The organism is Agrococcus sediminis (genome assembly GCF_007923295.1).
GTDB lineage: Bacteria > Actinomycetota > Actinomycetes > Actinomycetales > Microbacteriaceae > Agrococcus > Agrococcus sediminis.
Genome location: NZ_VOIR01000012.1, coordinates 398,829 through 411,091 on the forward strand (window position 1 = coordinate 398,829; position 12,263 = coordinate 411,091).

Genomic DNA, 12,263 nt, shown 5'->3' on the forward strand with positions numbered 1-12,263 from the left:
GGCGACGGATGCGTGAGGCAGTGATCGTCGACGCGGTGCGCACCGCGTCGGGCCGGGGCAAGCCCGGCGGAGCGCTCTCGGGGGTGCACCCCGTCGACCTGCTCGCCTCGGTGCTCGAGCAGCTCGTGGCGCGCACCGGCATCGACCCGGCGACGATCGACGACGTGATCGGCGGCTGCGTGCAGCAGGTCGGCGAGCAGTCGGGCAACGTGACGCGCAGCGCCCTGCTCGCGGCCGGCTTCCCCGAGCACGTGCCCGGCACATCCGTCGACCGGCAGTGCGGCTCGAGCCAGCAGGCGGCGACCTTCGCGGCGCAGGCGATCATGGCCGGCGCGCAGGACGTCGTGATCGGGTGCGGCGTCGAGTCGATGAGCCGGATCCCGCTCGGCACGGCGGCGATCGAGCGCGACATCCACGGCTCGCGCCTCGCCGAGCGCTACCCCGACGGGCTCGTGCACCAGGGCATCTCGGCCGAGCTCATCGCGGCGAAGTGGGGGCTGTCGCGTGCCGAGCTCGACGACTTCGCCGCCCGCTCGCACGAGCTCGCGGCGGCGGCCGGCGCCGACGGGCGCTTCGACGGCGAGATCGTGCCGATCGATCTCGGCGAGGGGCGGCAGCACCGCGTCGACGAGACGGTGCGTGCCGCGACGACGCGGGAGGGGCTCGCGGGCCTCGCCCCCTCGTTCGAGCACCCGCGCTACGCGGTGCGCTTCCCCGAGATCGCGTGGCGCATCACGCCCGGCAACGCTTCGCCGCTCACCGACGGGGCGTCGGCGGCGCTCATCATGTCGCGCGAGATGGCGGATGCGCTGGGGCTCCGCCCGCGGGCGCGCTTCGTCGCGTCGTCGGTCGTCGGCGACGACCCGATCATGATGCTCACGGGGCCCATCCCGGCGACGGCGAAGGTGCTCGCGAGGGCCGGGCTCAGGATCGGCGACATCGACGCGTTCGAGGTGAACGAGGCGTTCGCGTCGGTGCCGCTCGCGTGGCTGCGGGAGACGGGCGCGCCGCTCGAGCGGGTCAACCCGCGCGGCGGCGCGATCGCGCTCGGGCACGCGCTCGGCTCGTCGGGCACGCGGCTGCTCGCGACGCTGCTGGGGCAGCTCGAGCAGACCGGCGGCCGCTACGGCCTGCAGACGATGTGCGAGGGCGCCGGCATGGCGAACGCGACGATCATCGAGCGGCTGGGCTGAGTCTCAGCCCCGCTAGCCCCGCTCGTCGAGCCGCGCCCGCCCCCGCTCGTCGAGCCGCGCCCGCGCTCCGCTCGTCGAGCCGCGCCCGCCCTCCGCTCGTCGAGCCGCGCCCGCGCTCCGCTCGTCGAGCCGCGCCCGCCCTCCGCTCGTCGAGCCGCGCCCGCGCTCCGCTCGTCGAGCCGCGCCCGCCCTCCGCTCGTCGAGCCGCGCCCGCAGGGCGCGAGTCGAGACGACGCTGCTGATCTCGCGCCCCAGAGCTCCGCGAATATAGGGACAGTGGCGCTCATCCGCCGCCGATGACAGCCACTGGCCCTATATCTGCGGCGCGCGGGGCGCGAGCGCCGGATGCGCCGGGCGAGCGCGCGCCGCGCGGCGCGAGGGACGCTGTGCGGGCCGGCTCAGGCCGCCGCGCTGCCGCGCTCCGCGAGCGCGCGCTCGATGTCGTCGCGCAGCTCGTCGGGCGTCGTCGTCGGGGCGAACCGCTCGATCACGCGGCCGTCGCGGCCGATGAGGAACTTCGTGAAGTTCCACTTGATGGCACCGCCGAGCTTCCCCTTCTTCTCCTCCTTGAGCCACTGGAAGACCGGGTGCGTGTCGGGGCCGTTGACCGCGATCGGCGCGAACATCGGGAACGAGACCCCGTAGTTGCGCTGGCAGACCTCGGCGATCTGCTCGACCGAGTCGTGCTCCTGCTTGAACGAGTCGGAGGGGAAGCCGAGCACGACGAGCCCCTCGTCCTGCAGCTCGCGGTGCAGCTGCTCGAGGCCCTCGAACTGCGGCGTCAGCCCGCACCGGCTCGCGGTGTTCACGACCAGCACCACCTTGCCCTCGAACGCGCCGAGGTCGACCTCGCCGCCGGTGAGTGCCTCTGCCTGGAAGTCGCTGAGCGTCGTCATGCCGACCACCCTGCCGGGCCTTGCTATGCGCGGCCCGAGAGCGGCGCATCCGCCTCAGTCCGAGTCGGCTGTCCGCGCATCGAGCCGGCGACCGGCCCAGACCGCGGCGGCCGCGAGCAGCACGCCGACCGCGGCGACGAGGATCAGCCAGCGGAAGTCGACCACGACGAGCAGCGCCGAGCCGAGCGCGAGCAGCAGCATCTGCGGCACGTTGATCGACACGTTGAGGGCCGCCGACGTGCGGCCCTGCAGGCGCGGCGGCGTCAGCCGCATGCGCAGCGTGACGACGCCGACGATCACCCACGGCACGCCGAACCCGATGAGGCCCTGCACCGCGCCCAGCCCGGCCCAGCGCATCCACGCCTCCGCGAGCGGCCACTGCACGAGCGCCCACGCGGCGAGCGTGCCGAGCCCGAGGAGCGCCAGGCCCCAGCCGACCAGGCGGCGCTCGCAGATGCGGCGCAGCATCCACGCGGCGCAGAGGCCGCCGGCGAGCGCGCCGACGCCCTGGATCGCCTGGGCGGGGCCGAGGGCCGCCGGCCCCTCCTGCAGGCCGTGCTCGACGAGCGGGAAGATCGTCGCGTTCAGCAGGCCCGTGAGGCCGAAGCCCGCGGCGACCGCGATCGTGAGCAGCCGCAGCAGCGGGTCGGCGAGGAGCGCGCGGAAGCCCGCCGAGAGCTCGTGCCAGTAGGTCTCGCCCTCGAGGCGCGGCTGCGGCTCGGACTCCTGCAGGCGGATGGTCGACATCATCACCGCCATCACGAGGAAGCCGGCGGTCGCGAGCGCGATGACCGCCCACGGGCCGGCCGCGACGTAGAGCGCGGCGCCGAGCGCCGGGCTCACGATGCGGCAGCCGTTGTCGATCGAGGTGAAGATGCCGTTCGCGCCCGCGAGCTCCTCGTCGGGCAGCAGGTCGCGCAGCAGCCCCGACTGCGCCGCGGCGGTGAGGTAGGCGGCCAGGCCGTAGCCGAACGTGGCGGCGTAGATGAGCCACACGTGCTGCGCGCCCTGCACGAGCAGGAGCGTGAGCACGACGGCGGCGGTGCCGAGGTTGGTGGCGATGAGCAGGGGCCTCCGGTGCACGCGGTCGGCGAGCTGGCCGGCGAACGGCGCGAGCAGCGCCGGCAGGCCGATGAAGAGGAACACGAGCGCGCCGGCCGCGTCGGAGCCGGTGAGCTCCTTCACCCAGATGGCGAGCACGAGGTAGAGGGCGCTGTCGCCGAGGTTGGTGGCGACCCAGCCGACCATGAGGCGCCGGTAGGCCGGGCGGCGCATGGGGCTCGGCGGCCTGGGGGCGGATGCGACGGGTGCGGTGGCGGCGGCGGTGCCGGTCATGGCGGGTCTCCTCGGGGAGGGGCGGCGGGGTGGAGGCGCGGCGAGCGAGGGTGGGGTCGTCTCGATACGGCCCTGCGGGACTGCTCGACGAGCGGGGTGCGGGCGGGGTCGTCTCGATACGGCCCTGCGGGCCTACTCGACGAGCGGGGTGGGGGCGGGGTCGTCTCGATACGGCCCTGCGGGCCTACTCGACGAGCGGGAGGGGTGGGGCGGCGCGCTAGGGCGTCGGCTCGGACGCCGGGTCGGGGTTGACCGCGCCGAAGAAGTGGGCCTTGCGGCTGCCCGAGGGGCGGGTCGCCGGGTCGGCCTCGCGGCCGTGGAAGCGCTCGGTGAGCCGGGCGATGTCGCCCGAGAGCTCCGAGAGCTCCTCGGCCGTCGCCCAGAAAGTGGAGAGGTTGACGGTGACGCCCTCGACCCACTCCGGCTCCTCGGCGCGGGTCATGAAGAAGTCGACGAGGCGGGCGGCCTCGTGCTGCACGTAGAGCGCGCCGATCGTGGCGGAGGTGCGCAGCGATGCCGGGTCGGAGGGGTCGGGGCGCAGGTCGCGGCTGCGGTGGGCGGGCCGCCAGGGCTTCGACGTGCCCTGCGCCTCGGCGCGCTCGATGAAGCCGGCCTTGGCGAGGGAGCGCAGATGGAACGAGCAGTTCGAGGGGCTCTCCCCCACCTGCTCGGCGATCTGGGTGGCCGTCGCCTCGCCCAGCTCGTCGATGACGGCGAGGATCTCGACGCGCAGCGGGTGCGCGAGCGCCCGCAGCACCGCGGGGTCGCTCGTGCGCAGGTCGGGCTTGTCGTGCCGGCCCTCGCTGCGCTGCTGCGCGTCGCGCTCCTCAGCCATGCTCAGATCCAACCACGCTGGATCATCGCCTCCGCGCGCACGCGGTCGTAGCGGCGCTCGGTGCGCTCCGCCTCGAGCCGTGCGCGGTGCCGCTCGTCGGCGCTCATGCCGATGACGCGGAGCGTCGTGGTGCGGATGCGGTCGGTGCGTCCCATGGGATGCCTCCTCGGTCTGTGCCGGCGATGGTCCCTGGGTGGTGCCGACATCCGAAAGAATACTTTCAAAGCATCCGCTTCGCAACAGTTCTTTCAAAAGAACCGCTTCGGCGTGTCGGGCGGTGCCGCGGGCACGACTGAAGGCCCCGACACCGTCACGGCGTCGGGGCCCGATCGGCGGCTTCAGCCGCGCCGTCAGGTGCGGCTCAGGAGCCCGCGAGCTCCTCCGCGCTGAGCTCGACCCACGGCCCTGCCGGGTTGATGACGAGCGACGAGAGGGTGCTGCTGCCGCGGAGCATCTCGAGCACCTTCGTGGTGGTCGTCGGGATGACGCCGTCGCGCGGCTCGCGGGCCGCGACCTCGGGCGCCGACGTGTAGGCGAGCAGCGCCACGGTGCCGTCGGGCCGTCGGCTCACCCGCAGCCGGGGCTTGCCCTCGTGCACCTGGCCGGCCTCGAGCGCGCCGGCGAGCAGCAGCGGCGCGTCGACGCGCAGCGCCGCGAGCACGTCGGCGGGCGTGGCGAGGCCGGCGTCGGCCGCGGCGATGACGCGCTGCAGGGCCTCGTTGCGGGGGTGGCGCAGCGCGCCCTCGATGTCGGCCGACGAGAGCGCGGCGGTCGTCTCGGCCGGGTCGATGAAGAGCCAGCCGGCGCCCTGCCGCTTGGCCATCTCGAGCACCGCGGAGGCCGGCTGCGCGACCGACTGCACGCGGGTGCCCTCGGGGTGCATGCGGGCGATCTCGGCGTTGCTCGTGAAGGCGAGCAGCGCCCGCTTGCCGTCGGGGCCGACGCGGCTGCTGATGCGGATGCGGGCGCGCTCCTGCAGGCGGCCGTCCTTGACCTCCATGTCGGAGCCCGTCGCGTCGAGCAGCAGCTCGCCGGCGAGCGCCGCGCGCAGCACGTGCACGACGGTCTCGAGCTTGGGGTCGGCGGCGAACGCCGCGACCGCTCGGCGCAACCGCGCGTTGTCGACCAGCTGTCCGCTCATGGCCCCACGCTATCCCGTGCGAGACATCTCACTGTTGACGTATATAAGCCGCGATGCAACCATTGCCCCATGCACGCGCTCGACGTCCTCGGCGATCCCGTGCGGCGACGCATCCTCGAGCTGCTCGCCGACGGCGAGGCGAGCGCGGGCGCGATCGCTGCCGCGATCGGCGCGGAGTTCGGGATCAGCCAGCCCGCCGTGAGCCAGCACCTGCGGGTGCTGCGGGAGCAGGGCTTCGCGACCGTGCGGCCCGAGGGCCAGCGGCGCCTCTACGCCGTCGACCCGGCCGGGCCCCGAGCGGCCCGCGAGTGGCTGAGCGCCTTCGACGCCTTCTGGATCCCGAGGCTCGCCGCGCTCGACACCGAGCTCGCGCGCGGGCGGAGGCGGCGACGGCTCGCAGCGGAGCGCGAGGGCGGCGCAGCGGCACCGGTCGCCTCCGACGCCGGCCGGGCCGATGCATCCGCCCATGACGACGGCGAGGGCGACCGCCCCGCCTCCCCCACCCCGACGAAGGAGCGATGACCATGGTGGATGTGCTGGCCCAGCTGGGCGCGGTCGACCGGACGGTGCAAGGCACCCAGATCGATGGCGAGCCCGCGCGGCTGCAGAGCCTCGCGCAGACCTACGACGCGCCGATCGACGACGTGTGGGATGCGGTGACGAGCCCGGAGCGCATCGCGCGGTGGTTCCTGCCGGTCTCGGGCGAGCTGCGGCTCGGCGGCCGCTACCAGCTCGAGGGCAACGCGGGTGGCGAGGTGCTCGAGTGCGAGCCGCCGGCCGACGGCGCGGCCCGCTACCGCGCGACGTGGGAGTTCGGCGGCGGCGTGACCTGGCTGACCGTGCGGCTCGCGAGCCTCGGCGAGCGCACGCGGCTCGTGCTCGAGCACGTGGCCCGCGAGGCGGACGTGCCGGCCGAGATGCGGGAGACCTTCGGGCCGGGCGCGACCGGCGTCGGCTGGGACGGCGGCCTGCTGGGCCTCGGGCTGCACCTGGCCGCGCCTGACACGGCGATGACGCCGGCCGAGGGCGAGGCGTGGGCGGCGACCGAGGAGGGCAACGCCTTCTACCGGGGCGCGGCCGACGCGTGGGCCGAGGCCTCGATCGCGGCCGGCACCGATCGCGAGACGGCCGGGCGGCAGGCGGATGCGACGTACGGGTTCTACACGGGCACGCTCGACCTGGGCGGCGGCGCGTAGGCGGGCTGCCCGCGGCGGACGCCTACGTGCACGGATCGAGGAGCGGTCACCGGATGAGGGCGGTGCGTCCTCGACCCGTGCGCGGGGCCTGGATCGTCCTCGCCCGGTGACGGGTCAGGCGCGACGCGCCGCGTCGCGCGGGCGCAGCGCCCAGCCCATCCACCGCCATGCCCCGGCCCCAGCCATGGCGCCGACCACGGTGCCGATGAACCCGGCGGCCAGCGCCGCGATGGCGAAGCTCGTCGCCGGGTCGCCCTCGGGCTCCAGCAGGGAGGTCACGATCGCGACGGCCACGGCGACGAGGTGCACGGGCACGGTCGCGATCGCGGCCGCGGCCGCCGTGATGCCGAGCGCGCGGCCCGCTCCCCAGCGCCGCAGCCGCAGCCAGCTCAGCAGCAGGCCCAGCAGGCACAGCACGGTGCCGATGGCGACGACGCCGACGGTGATCGGCGTCACGATCTCGGCGATGCCGTCCGCGAGCGGGTTCACGCCCGACCACAGGTAGACGAGGGGCGTGATGAGGGCGGAGACCCCGACGATGAACGCCCAGAAGAGCACGATGACGCCGCCGAGCGCCGTCCCGACGCCGAGCAGCGCGCCGCTCGACGCGCCGATGCGCAGCAGCCGGCGACGCTCCGCGTCGGTCAGCGGCGGGCGCGGCGCGGCGGCTTGCTGCCACGCGACCTGCTGGTGCGCGGGGAGCTGCTGCTGCACGGGCGGCTGCCACGCGGGCTGCGACGGCTGCTGCGGCATGGGCGGCTGCCACGTGGGCTGCGGCGGCTGCGACGACTGCGGGGCGCCCTGCGGCGGGAGGCTCATGCCGCGACCGTAGGGGCGCACGCCTGCGAGCCCGCTAGGACGCGCGCGGGTGCCGCGGGCGGCGTCACCGGACGGCGACCGTCAGCAGCACCGCCGCATCCGTCACCGCGTCGAGCGCGTGCCGCTCGTCGGGGATGCCGACCACATCGCCAGCCGAGGCCTCGAGCTCGCCGCCGGCCCAGCGCAGCCGCACCGTGCCGGTGAGCACCTGCAGCGTCGCCTCGCCATTGGCCTCGTGCTCGTCGAGGCCGCGCCCGGCCGCGAGCCCCATCACCGTCTGGCGCAGCGCCGCGTCGCGGCCCGAGCGGATCGACCGCCCGGCGCGCCCGCTGCTCGCCTCGCGGGCGGTGGCGAGCAGCTCGTCGGCGAGCGAGGGCAGGTGCACGGGGTCCATGGAGCCAGCATGCCGCGCGGGCGCCCGCGGCTCTACCCTCGGATTCAGGTGTCCCGGCCCGAGGAGGCGGCGATGACGACGGATGCGACGGGCCCGCGAGCGGGCGACGAGCGGTCGGGTGTTCGCGCCCCGCGCATCCTCGCGAGCACGGGCGACCTCGGCGCCGCGGCCGGCCCCGACGCCCGCGGCGCGATCTGGCGGCTCGACGAGGCCGAGCGGCACCTCGACGCGAACGTGATCGCGCTGCCGCCGGGCGAGCGCATCGAGTCGCACGCCGGTCCGGACGAGGACGTGCTGTGGCACGTCGTCGCGGGCTCCGGCACGCTCGCGACCGACGACGGCGAGGTCGAGCTGCTGCCGGGTGCGATCGTGTGGCTGCCGCGGCGCTCAACGCGCGCCGTCATCCCCGGCCCCCAGGGCCTCCGCTACCTCTCCGTGCATCGCCGCAAGCCCGGCCTCGGGATCGGTCGCGCGCCGGCGTGATGCGGCGCCGCAGCCGGAATCGAGCGCTCCGGGGCCGAAGACGTACGCTTTCGCCCGTCGCAACCCCTCGCCGCGCCAGCACCTTGCGCGAACGCCCGATATGCGCGCGCCCGCGCCGCTAGATTCGGCAGGTGTGAGCGCCACCGCCCCCGAAGCCGTCATCCTGATCCGCGCGCTGCAGTTCCGGCCCAACCCGGCGACCGCGGCCGACAACGCCTTCCAGGCCGAGCCCGACGACGGCGAGACGCCCGACGAGACCGCCGCGAAGGCGCTCGCCGAGATGGACGCGGTCGCCGAGGCACTCCGCGCGGTCGGCATCACGGTGCACGTGTTCGAGGACGAGGACCACACGCGTCCCGACAGCGTGTTCCCCAACAACTGGCTCTCCACGCACGCCGGCGGTGCCGTCGCCGTCTACCCCATGTACGCATCCAACCGCCGGCATGAGCGCCGCACCGACGTGCTCGAGATGCTGAAGAGCACGTACCGGGTGCAGACGATCATCGACTACTCGGGGCTCGAGCCCGACGGCATCTTCCTCGAGGGCACCGGCGCGATGGTGCTCGACCACGTCTCGCGCGTCGCGTACATGGCGCGCAGCCACCGCGCCGACACGAACGTGCTCGAGCGGTTCTGCACCGACTTCATGTACGAGCCGATGGTCTTCGACGCCGTCGACGCCGACGGCGTGCCGGTCTACCACACCAACGTCATCGCGTGCGTGGGCACCGACGTGGCGCTCTTCGCGCTCGACATGATCCCGGATGCGCGGCGTCGGCAGGAGGTGCGCGAGCGGCTCGAGGTGCACTGCCGGAAGGTCGTCGAGCTCACCGAGGAGCAGGTGCGCGAGTTCGCCGGCAACGCGGTGGAGCTCTCGGGCCGCTGGCCCGACGGCCGCCGCCGCACGATCATGGCGATGTCGGAGCGGGCGCGCAGGTCGCTGCGGCCCGACCAGATCGCGGTGATCGAGGAGTCGTGCGAGATCGTCGCGGTCGACATCCCCACGATCGAGCTCGCGGGCGGGTCGGTGCGCTGCATGATCGCGGGCGTGCACCTCGACCCGCGGCCCGCGCGCGAGCCCGAGCTCACCGAGGCGGTCGAGGCGATCGCCGAGGAGCCCGAGACGATGGACGGCGCCGAGGCGGCGTCGGAGCTGGAGCCGGCCGGCTAGGTGCAGGGACTCGGACCGAGACGCCCGTCGCCGACAACGGCCTTGCTGCGTGCCCAGGAACAGCGCCCTGCACCGAGCTCGAAGGCTCGGTGCAGGGCGCTCCGATCACCGGACGAGGCGGTCCAGCAGGAACGTCCCTTCCCTGCGGTACGGCTCGCCGAGCACCGCGCCGGAGTGGGACGCGATGCCGTTGCTGATCGCAAGCGCGGTGAAGAATGCTCGCTGCCCTTCGAGGCCGAGCGTCTCGACCTCATCGTCGGTCCACGACGGCACGATCGACTTCAGGATCTCGGGGCTCGTGTGCTCGAGCCAGTGCTGCGCGCTGAAGGTGTTCTGCGATGTCAGGACGCGCAGGGCGTCGAGCTTCTTGGGAAGGTGCTCGCCGATCTCCACGACGCAGTTCGGGCGCTCCGGCGTCATGTAGAAGATGGTCGGGATGGGGTGCGGCGGGTGGCCGCCACACTCCTCGACGCGCCAGTCACGGCCGGCGACGGCGAGCGCCTCGGCGAAGAGGATGGCGATCACCCGACGGTCCGGGTCGAGGTCGTGCTGCGCGTGCTCCGGGTCCTGCATGATGATGACGTCGGGCTTCTCCCGCCGGATGAGCGACACGACCTTCAGCTTCGCATCGCCGAGGAAGTCGACCTCGCCGAAGCCGACGTCCAGGAAGTCGACCTCGCTCGTGATGCCGAGCGCTCGGGCGGCGTCGCTGATCTGCGGGCGGCTCTCCTCCCGGCACATCAGCACCGCGGCATGCACGGAGTCTCCCGCCGCGATGGCGGAGGCGATCGCGCCACCGCACTCCACGATCTCGAGTCCGTAGCTGGCCATCATGAGCACTCTCGTCATGGCGTTCCTTTCATCTCAGCGCCGTCAAGCACGGCGGAGTCGGGGGTTGATCTTCTGCTCCAGGGCGTAGCCCAGCAGCGCGAATCCGAGCGCGGCGAGCATGATGAGCAGCCCGGGCGGGACCACCCACCACTGCCATGCGGGCGTCAGGAACGCTCCGCGCGCCTGCGCCCAGTACAGGACAGACCCCCAGCTCTTCTGCAGCGGGTCGCCGAGCCCGAGGAACGAGAGGGACGACTCGAGCAGGATGGCCGCACTCGTCGCGGCGACGAACTCGCCGATCGCCAGGAGGAACGTCCGCGGCAGCACATGCCTTCGGATGATGTAGCCGTCGCGGGCGTTCATCGAGCGGGCCGCCGTGACGTAGTCACGGCGCGACAGGCTGAGCACCTGAGAGCGGATGACCCGGGCCGTCGGTGCCCAGATCAGGAACGCGATCACGAGGATGGTGTTGAGCACGCTGCGGCCCAGGTACGCGGAGAGCACGATGAGGAGCGGCAGGAAGGGGAGCACGAGGACGACGTCTACACCGCGCATGATGATCGAGCCGACGCGCGGGAAGTACCCGCCCACGAGACCGATCGCGGTGCCGACGAGCATGGCCGCGGACGCGGCCACGACGCCGACCATCAGCGAGACGCGCGTGCCGAAGATCAGCTCGCTGAGGATGTCCTGCCCGACGTCGTTGGTGCCGAGCAGATGCGCGGCGCTCGGCGGGGAGAACGGCGCTCCGGCGCGGATCGTCGGGTCGTACGGCGCGATGAGCGGCGCGAAGATCGCGACGAGCACGAGTGAGCCGACGATCACGGCTCCGACGATGCCGATCAGGCGCGTGTAGTCGCGCGGAGCGGGTCGCGTCAGCTCGCGGGGCGCGAGGCGCGCTCGGAAGCTGACCGTCGGGATGCCGGTGGTCTTGGGGTGCGACGGCGATGGGGGCTTGGGCGTCATGTCCTCGTCCTCGGGTCAAGTCGGGGATACAGCAGATCGGCCAGGATGTTCGCGACGAGCACGGCGATGGTGAAGACGAGGAAGGTCGCCTGCATCACCGGGTAGTCCCGCGAGGAGACGGCTTCGAACACGAGCCGGCCCAGGCCGGGGTAGGAGAAGACCGTCTCGATCACGACGGAGCCGCCGAACGCGAACCCGAGCCGAAGCGCGATCACGGTGCTGACGGGCACGATGGCGTTCCGCACCACGTGGCGCGAGAGGACCTGGGTGTTGGTGAGTCCCTTCGCCTGCGCCGTCCTGATGAAGTCCTCGCCCATGACCGAGAGCGTCGAGTACCGCATCGTGAGGAAGATCCCGGGGATGCTGAGGATCGTCAGGGTGAGGATCGGCAGCGCGGCGTGAGCGGCGATGTCGACGAACGCGTCCCACGGGGCGAGCTGCGCACCGGGGGTGACGGCGCCGTAGGAGGGCAGCCAGCCCAGCGTCACGGAGAAGAGCGCCACGAACAGCATGCCCAGCCAGAAGGACGGCGTCGAGTCCAGGGCGATCATCGTGTTCAGGCTGACCACGTCCGATGCGCGACCGCGTCGCCACGCGGCCAGCACACCGAGGGCGATGCCGATGAGCGATGACAGCAGCAGCGCCGTCATGGTGATCAGCAGGGTCCACGGCAGGCGCTCGAGGATGAGATCGCCGATCGCCTCGTTCATGCGGAACGACGTGCCGAAGTTGAAGGTCAGCACGTTGCCCCAGTACCGGAAGTACTGCACGATCATCGGCTGATCGAGTCCGGCTTCACTGATCAGCTCCTCCCGCTCCTCCGGGGTCAGCTCGGACGGCTCCACGCCGGCGAGCAGGGCGAGCGGGCTCCCCGGCATCAGCCGGGGCAGCACGAAGTTGAGGGAGATGGCCACCGCGAGCACGATCGCGTACTGCCCGCCTCGGGAGATCAAGAACCGCCAGGGGCCCACAGTGGCCACCTCCTTCTCGTCAGTGCCGGACC

The 12,263-nt window shown here is 73.3% G+C and carries 15 protein-coding genes; 5 read left to right on the forward strand and 10 right to left on the reverse strand.

The features are described from left to right. The first annotated feature begins 8 nt into the window (after nt 1-8). A complete protein-coding gene (locus tag FQ330_RS05600; RefSeq protein WP_146355864.1) occupies nt 9-1,193 on the forward strand; it encodes a thiolase family protein in 1,185 nt (394 codons plus the stop codon). A 398-nt stretch (nt 1,194-1,591) separates the two neighbouring features. Here the strand turns inward: FQ330_RS05600 and FQ330_RS05605 are convergent, their stop codons facing one another. The 5 genes from FQ330_RS05605 to FQ330_RS05620 all read right to left on the reverse strand — a co-directional run bounded on the left by FQ330_RS05605 (nt 1,592) and on the right by FQ330_RS05620 (nt 5,400). Continuing rightward, the gene (locus FQ330_RS05605; RefSeq protein ID WP_128189053.1) at nt 1,592-2,089 is read right to left on the reverse strand and encodes a glutathione peroxidase; all 498 of its coding nucleotides are present in this window, start codon (nt 2,087-2,089) and stop codon (nt 1,592-1,594) included. Nucleotides 2,090-2,143: 54 nt separating this feature from the next. Then, on the reverse strand, nt 2,144-3,424 hold the full coding sequence (locus tag FQ330_RS05610) for an MFS transporter (protein WP_146355866.1): 1,281 nt from the start codon (nt 3,422-3,424) through the stop codon (nt 2,144-2,146). A gap of 217 nt (nt 3,425-3,641) precedes the next feature. Next, a complete protein-coding gene (locus FQ330_RS05615; protein WP_146355868.1) occupies nt 3,642-4,259 on the reverse strand; it encodes an ArsR/SmtB family transcription factor in 618 nt (205 codons plus the stop codon). Nucleotides 4,260-4,261: 2 nt separating this feature from the next. After that, nucleotides 4,262-4,414: a hypothetical protein gene (locus tag FQ330_RS13265; RefSeq protein WP_164877077.1), complete on the reverse strand. Its 153-nt coding sequence runs from the start codon at nt 4,412-4,414 to the stop codon at nt 4,262-4,264. Between the two features lie 206 nt (nt 4,415-4,620). Next, on the reverse strand, nt 4,621-5,400 hold the full coding sequence (locus FQ330_RS05620; protein WP_146355870.1) for an SseB family protein: 780 nt from the start codon (nt 5,398-5,400) through the stop codon (nt 4,621-4,623). Between the two features lie 69 nt (nt 5,401-5,469). On the opposite strand from FQ330_RS05620, the gene FQ330_RS05625 reads away from it, so the two are divergent. Both FQ330_RS05625 and FQ330_RS05630 read left to right on the forward strand, forming a co-directional pair. Then, on the forward strand, nt 5,470-5,922 hold the full coding sequence (locus FQ330_RS05625) for an ArsR/SmtB family transcription factor (RefSeq protein ID WP_146355872.1): 453 nt from the start codon (nt 5,470-5,472) through the stop codon (nt 5,920-5,922). Between the two features lie 2 nt (nt 5,923-5,924). Then, a complete protein-coding gene (locus FQ330_RS05630; protein WP_146355985.1) occupies nt 5,925-6,596 on the forward strand; it encodes an SRPBCC family protein in 672 nt (223 codons plus the stop codon). A gap of 114 nt (nt 6,597-6,710) precedes the next feature. Here FQ330_RS05630 and FQ330_RS05635 read toward each other — a convergent pair whose 3' ends face one another. Together FQ330_RS05635 and FQ330_RS05640 are read right to left on the reverse strand one after the other, a co-directional pair. Beyond that, entirely contained in the window at nt 6,711-7,415 is a 705-nt protein-coding gene (locus FQ330_RS05635) for a hypothetical protein (protein ID WP_146355874.1), read from the reverse strand. A 64-nt stretch (nt 7,416-7,479) separates the two neighbouring features. Continuing rightward, a complete protein-coding gene (locus FQ330_RS05640) occupies nt 7,480-7,809 on the reverse strand; it encodes a cupin domain-containing protein (protein WP_146355876.1) in 330 nt (109 codons plus the stop codon). Nucleotides 7,810-7,857: 48 nt separating this feature from the next. Here FQ330_RS05640 and FQ330_RS05645 point away from each other — a divergent pair, with 48 nt between their 5' ends. Together FQ330_RS05645 and ctlX are read left to right on the forward strand one after the other, a co-directional pair. After that, nucleotides 7,858-8,292, forward strand: a complete 435-nt coding sequence (locus FQ330_RS05645; protein ID WP_225792705.1) for a cupin domain-containing protein — start codon at nt 7,858-7,860, stop codon at nt 8,290-8,292. 133 nt (nt 8,293-8,425) lie between these two features. Further along, nucleotides 8,426-9,463 (forward strand): citrulline utilization hydrolase CtlX, encoded by a 1,038-nt coding sequence (ctlX, locus tag FQ330_RS05650; protein ID WP_146355878.1) that lies wholly within the window; start codon nt 8,426-8,428, stop codon nt 9,461-9,463. A gap of 105 nt (nt 9,464-9,568) precedes the next feature. Here the strand turns inward: ctlX and FQ330_RS05655 are convergent, their stop codons facing one another. Genes FQ330_RS05655 through FQ330_RS05665 form a run of 3 tightly spaced genes read right to left on the reverse strand, consistent with a single transcriptional unit; the run spans nt 9,569 to nt 12,240 of the window. Then, nucleotides 9,569-10,312 (reverse strand): PIG-L deacetylase family protein, encoded by a 744-nt coding sequence (locus FQ330_RS05655; protein WP_146355880.1) that lies wholly within the window; start codon nt 10,310-10,312, stop codon nt 9,569-9,571. Nucleotides 10,313-10,336: 24 nt separating this feature from the next. Further along, on the reverse strand, nt 10,337-11,260 hold the full coding sequence (locus FQ330_RS05660) for an ABC transporter permease (RefSeq protein WP_146355882.1): 924 nt from the start codon (nt 11,258-11,260) through the stop codon (nt 10,337-10,339). Continuing rightward, on the reverse strand, nt 11,257-12,240 hold the full coding sequence (locus FQ330_RS05665; protein WP_128189041.1) for an ABC transporter permease: 984 nt from the start codon (nt 12,238-12,240) through the stop codon (nt 11,257-11,259). Before FQ330_RS05665 ends, FQ330_RS05660 begins: the two co-directional genes overlap by 4 nt. Nucleotides 12,241-12,263: the final 23 nt, after the last annotated feature.

Coding starts and splice junctions, on each gene's coding strand:
- FQ330_RS13265 (WP_164877077.1), bottom strand. CDS start 4,414: ATGGGACGCACCGACCGCATCCGCACCACGACGCTCCGCGTCATCGGC.
- FQ330_RS05655 (WP_146355880.1), bottom strand. CDS start 10,312: ATGACGAGAGTGCTCATGATGGCCAGCTACGGACTCGAGATCGTGGAG.
- FQ330_RS05635 (WP_146355874.1), bottom strand. CDS start 7,415: ATGAGCCTCCCGCCGCAGGGCGCCCCGCAGTCGTCGCAGCCGCCGCAG.
- FQ330_RS05610 (WP_146355866.1), bottom strand. CDS start 3,424: ATGACCGGCACCGCCGCCGCCACCGCACCCGTCGCATCCGCCCCCAGG.
- FQ330_RS05630 (WP_146355985.1), top strand. CDS start 5,925: ATGGTGGATGTGCTGGCCCAGCTGGGCGCGGTCGACCGGACGGTGCAA.
- FQ330_RS05615 (WP_146355868.1), bottom strand. CDS start 4,259: ATGGCTGAGGAGCGCGACGCGCAGCAGCGCAGCGAGGGCCGGCACGAC.
- FQ330_RS05660 (WP_146355882.1), bottom strand. CDS start 11,260: ATGACGCCCAAGCCCCCATCGCCGTCGCACCCCAAGACCACCGGCATC.
- FQ330_RS05600 (WP_146355864.1), top strand. CDS start 9: ATGCGTGAGGCAGTGATCGTCGACGCGGTGCGCACCGCGTCGGGCCGG.
- FQ330_RS05620 (WP_146355870.1), bottom strand. CDS start 5,400: ATGAGCGGACAGCTGGTCGACAACGCGCGGTTGCGCCGAGCGGTCGCG.
- FQ330_RS05605 (WP_128189053.1), bottom strand. CDS start 2,089: ATGACGACGCTCAGCGACTTCCAGGCAGAGGCACTCACCGGCGGCGAG.
- FQ330_RS05640 (WP_146355876.1), bottom strand. CDS start 7,809: ATGGACCCCGTGCACCTGCCCTCGCTCGCCGACGAGCTGCTCGCCACC.
- FQ330_RS05625 (WP_146355872.1), top strand. CDS start 5,470: ATGCACGCGCTCGACGTCCTCGGCGATCCCGTGCGGCGACGCATCCTC.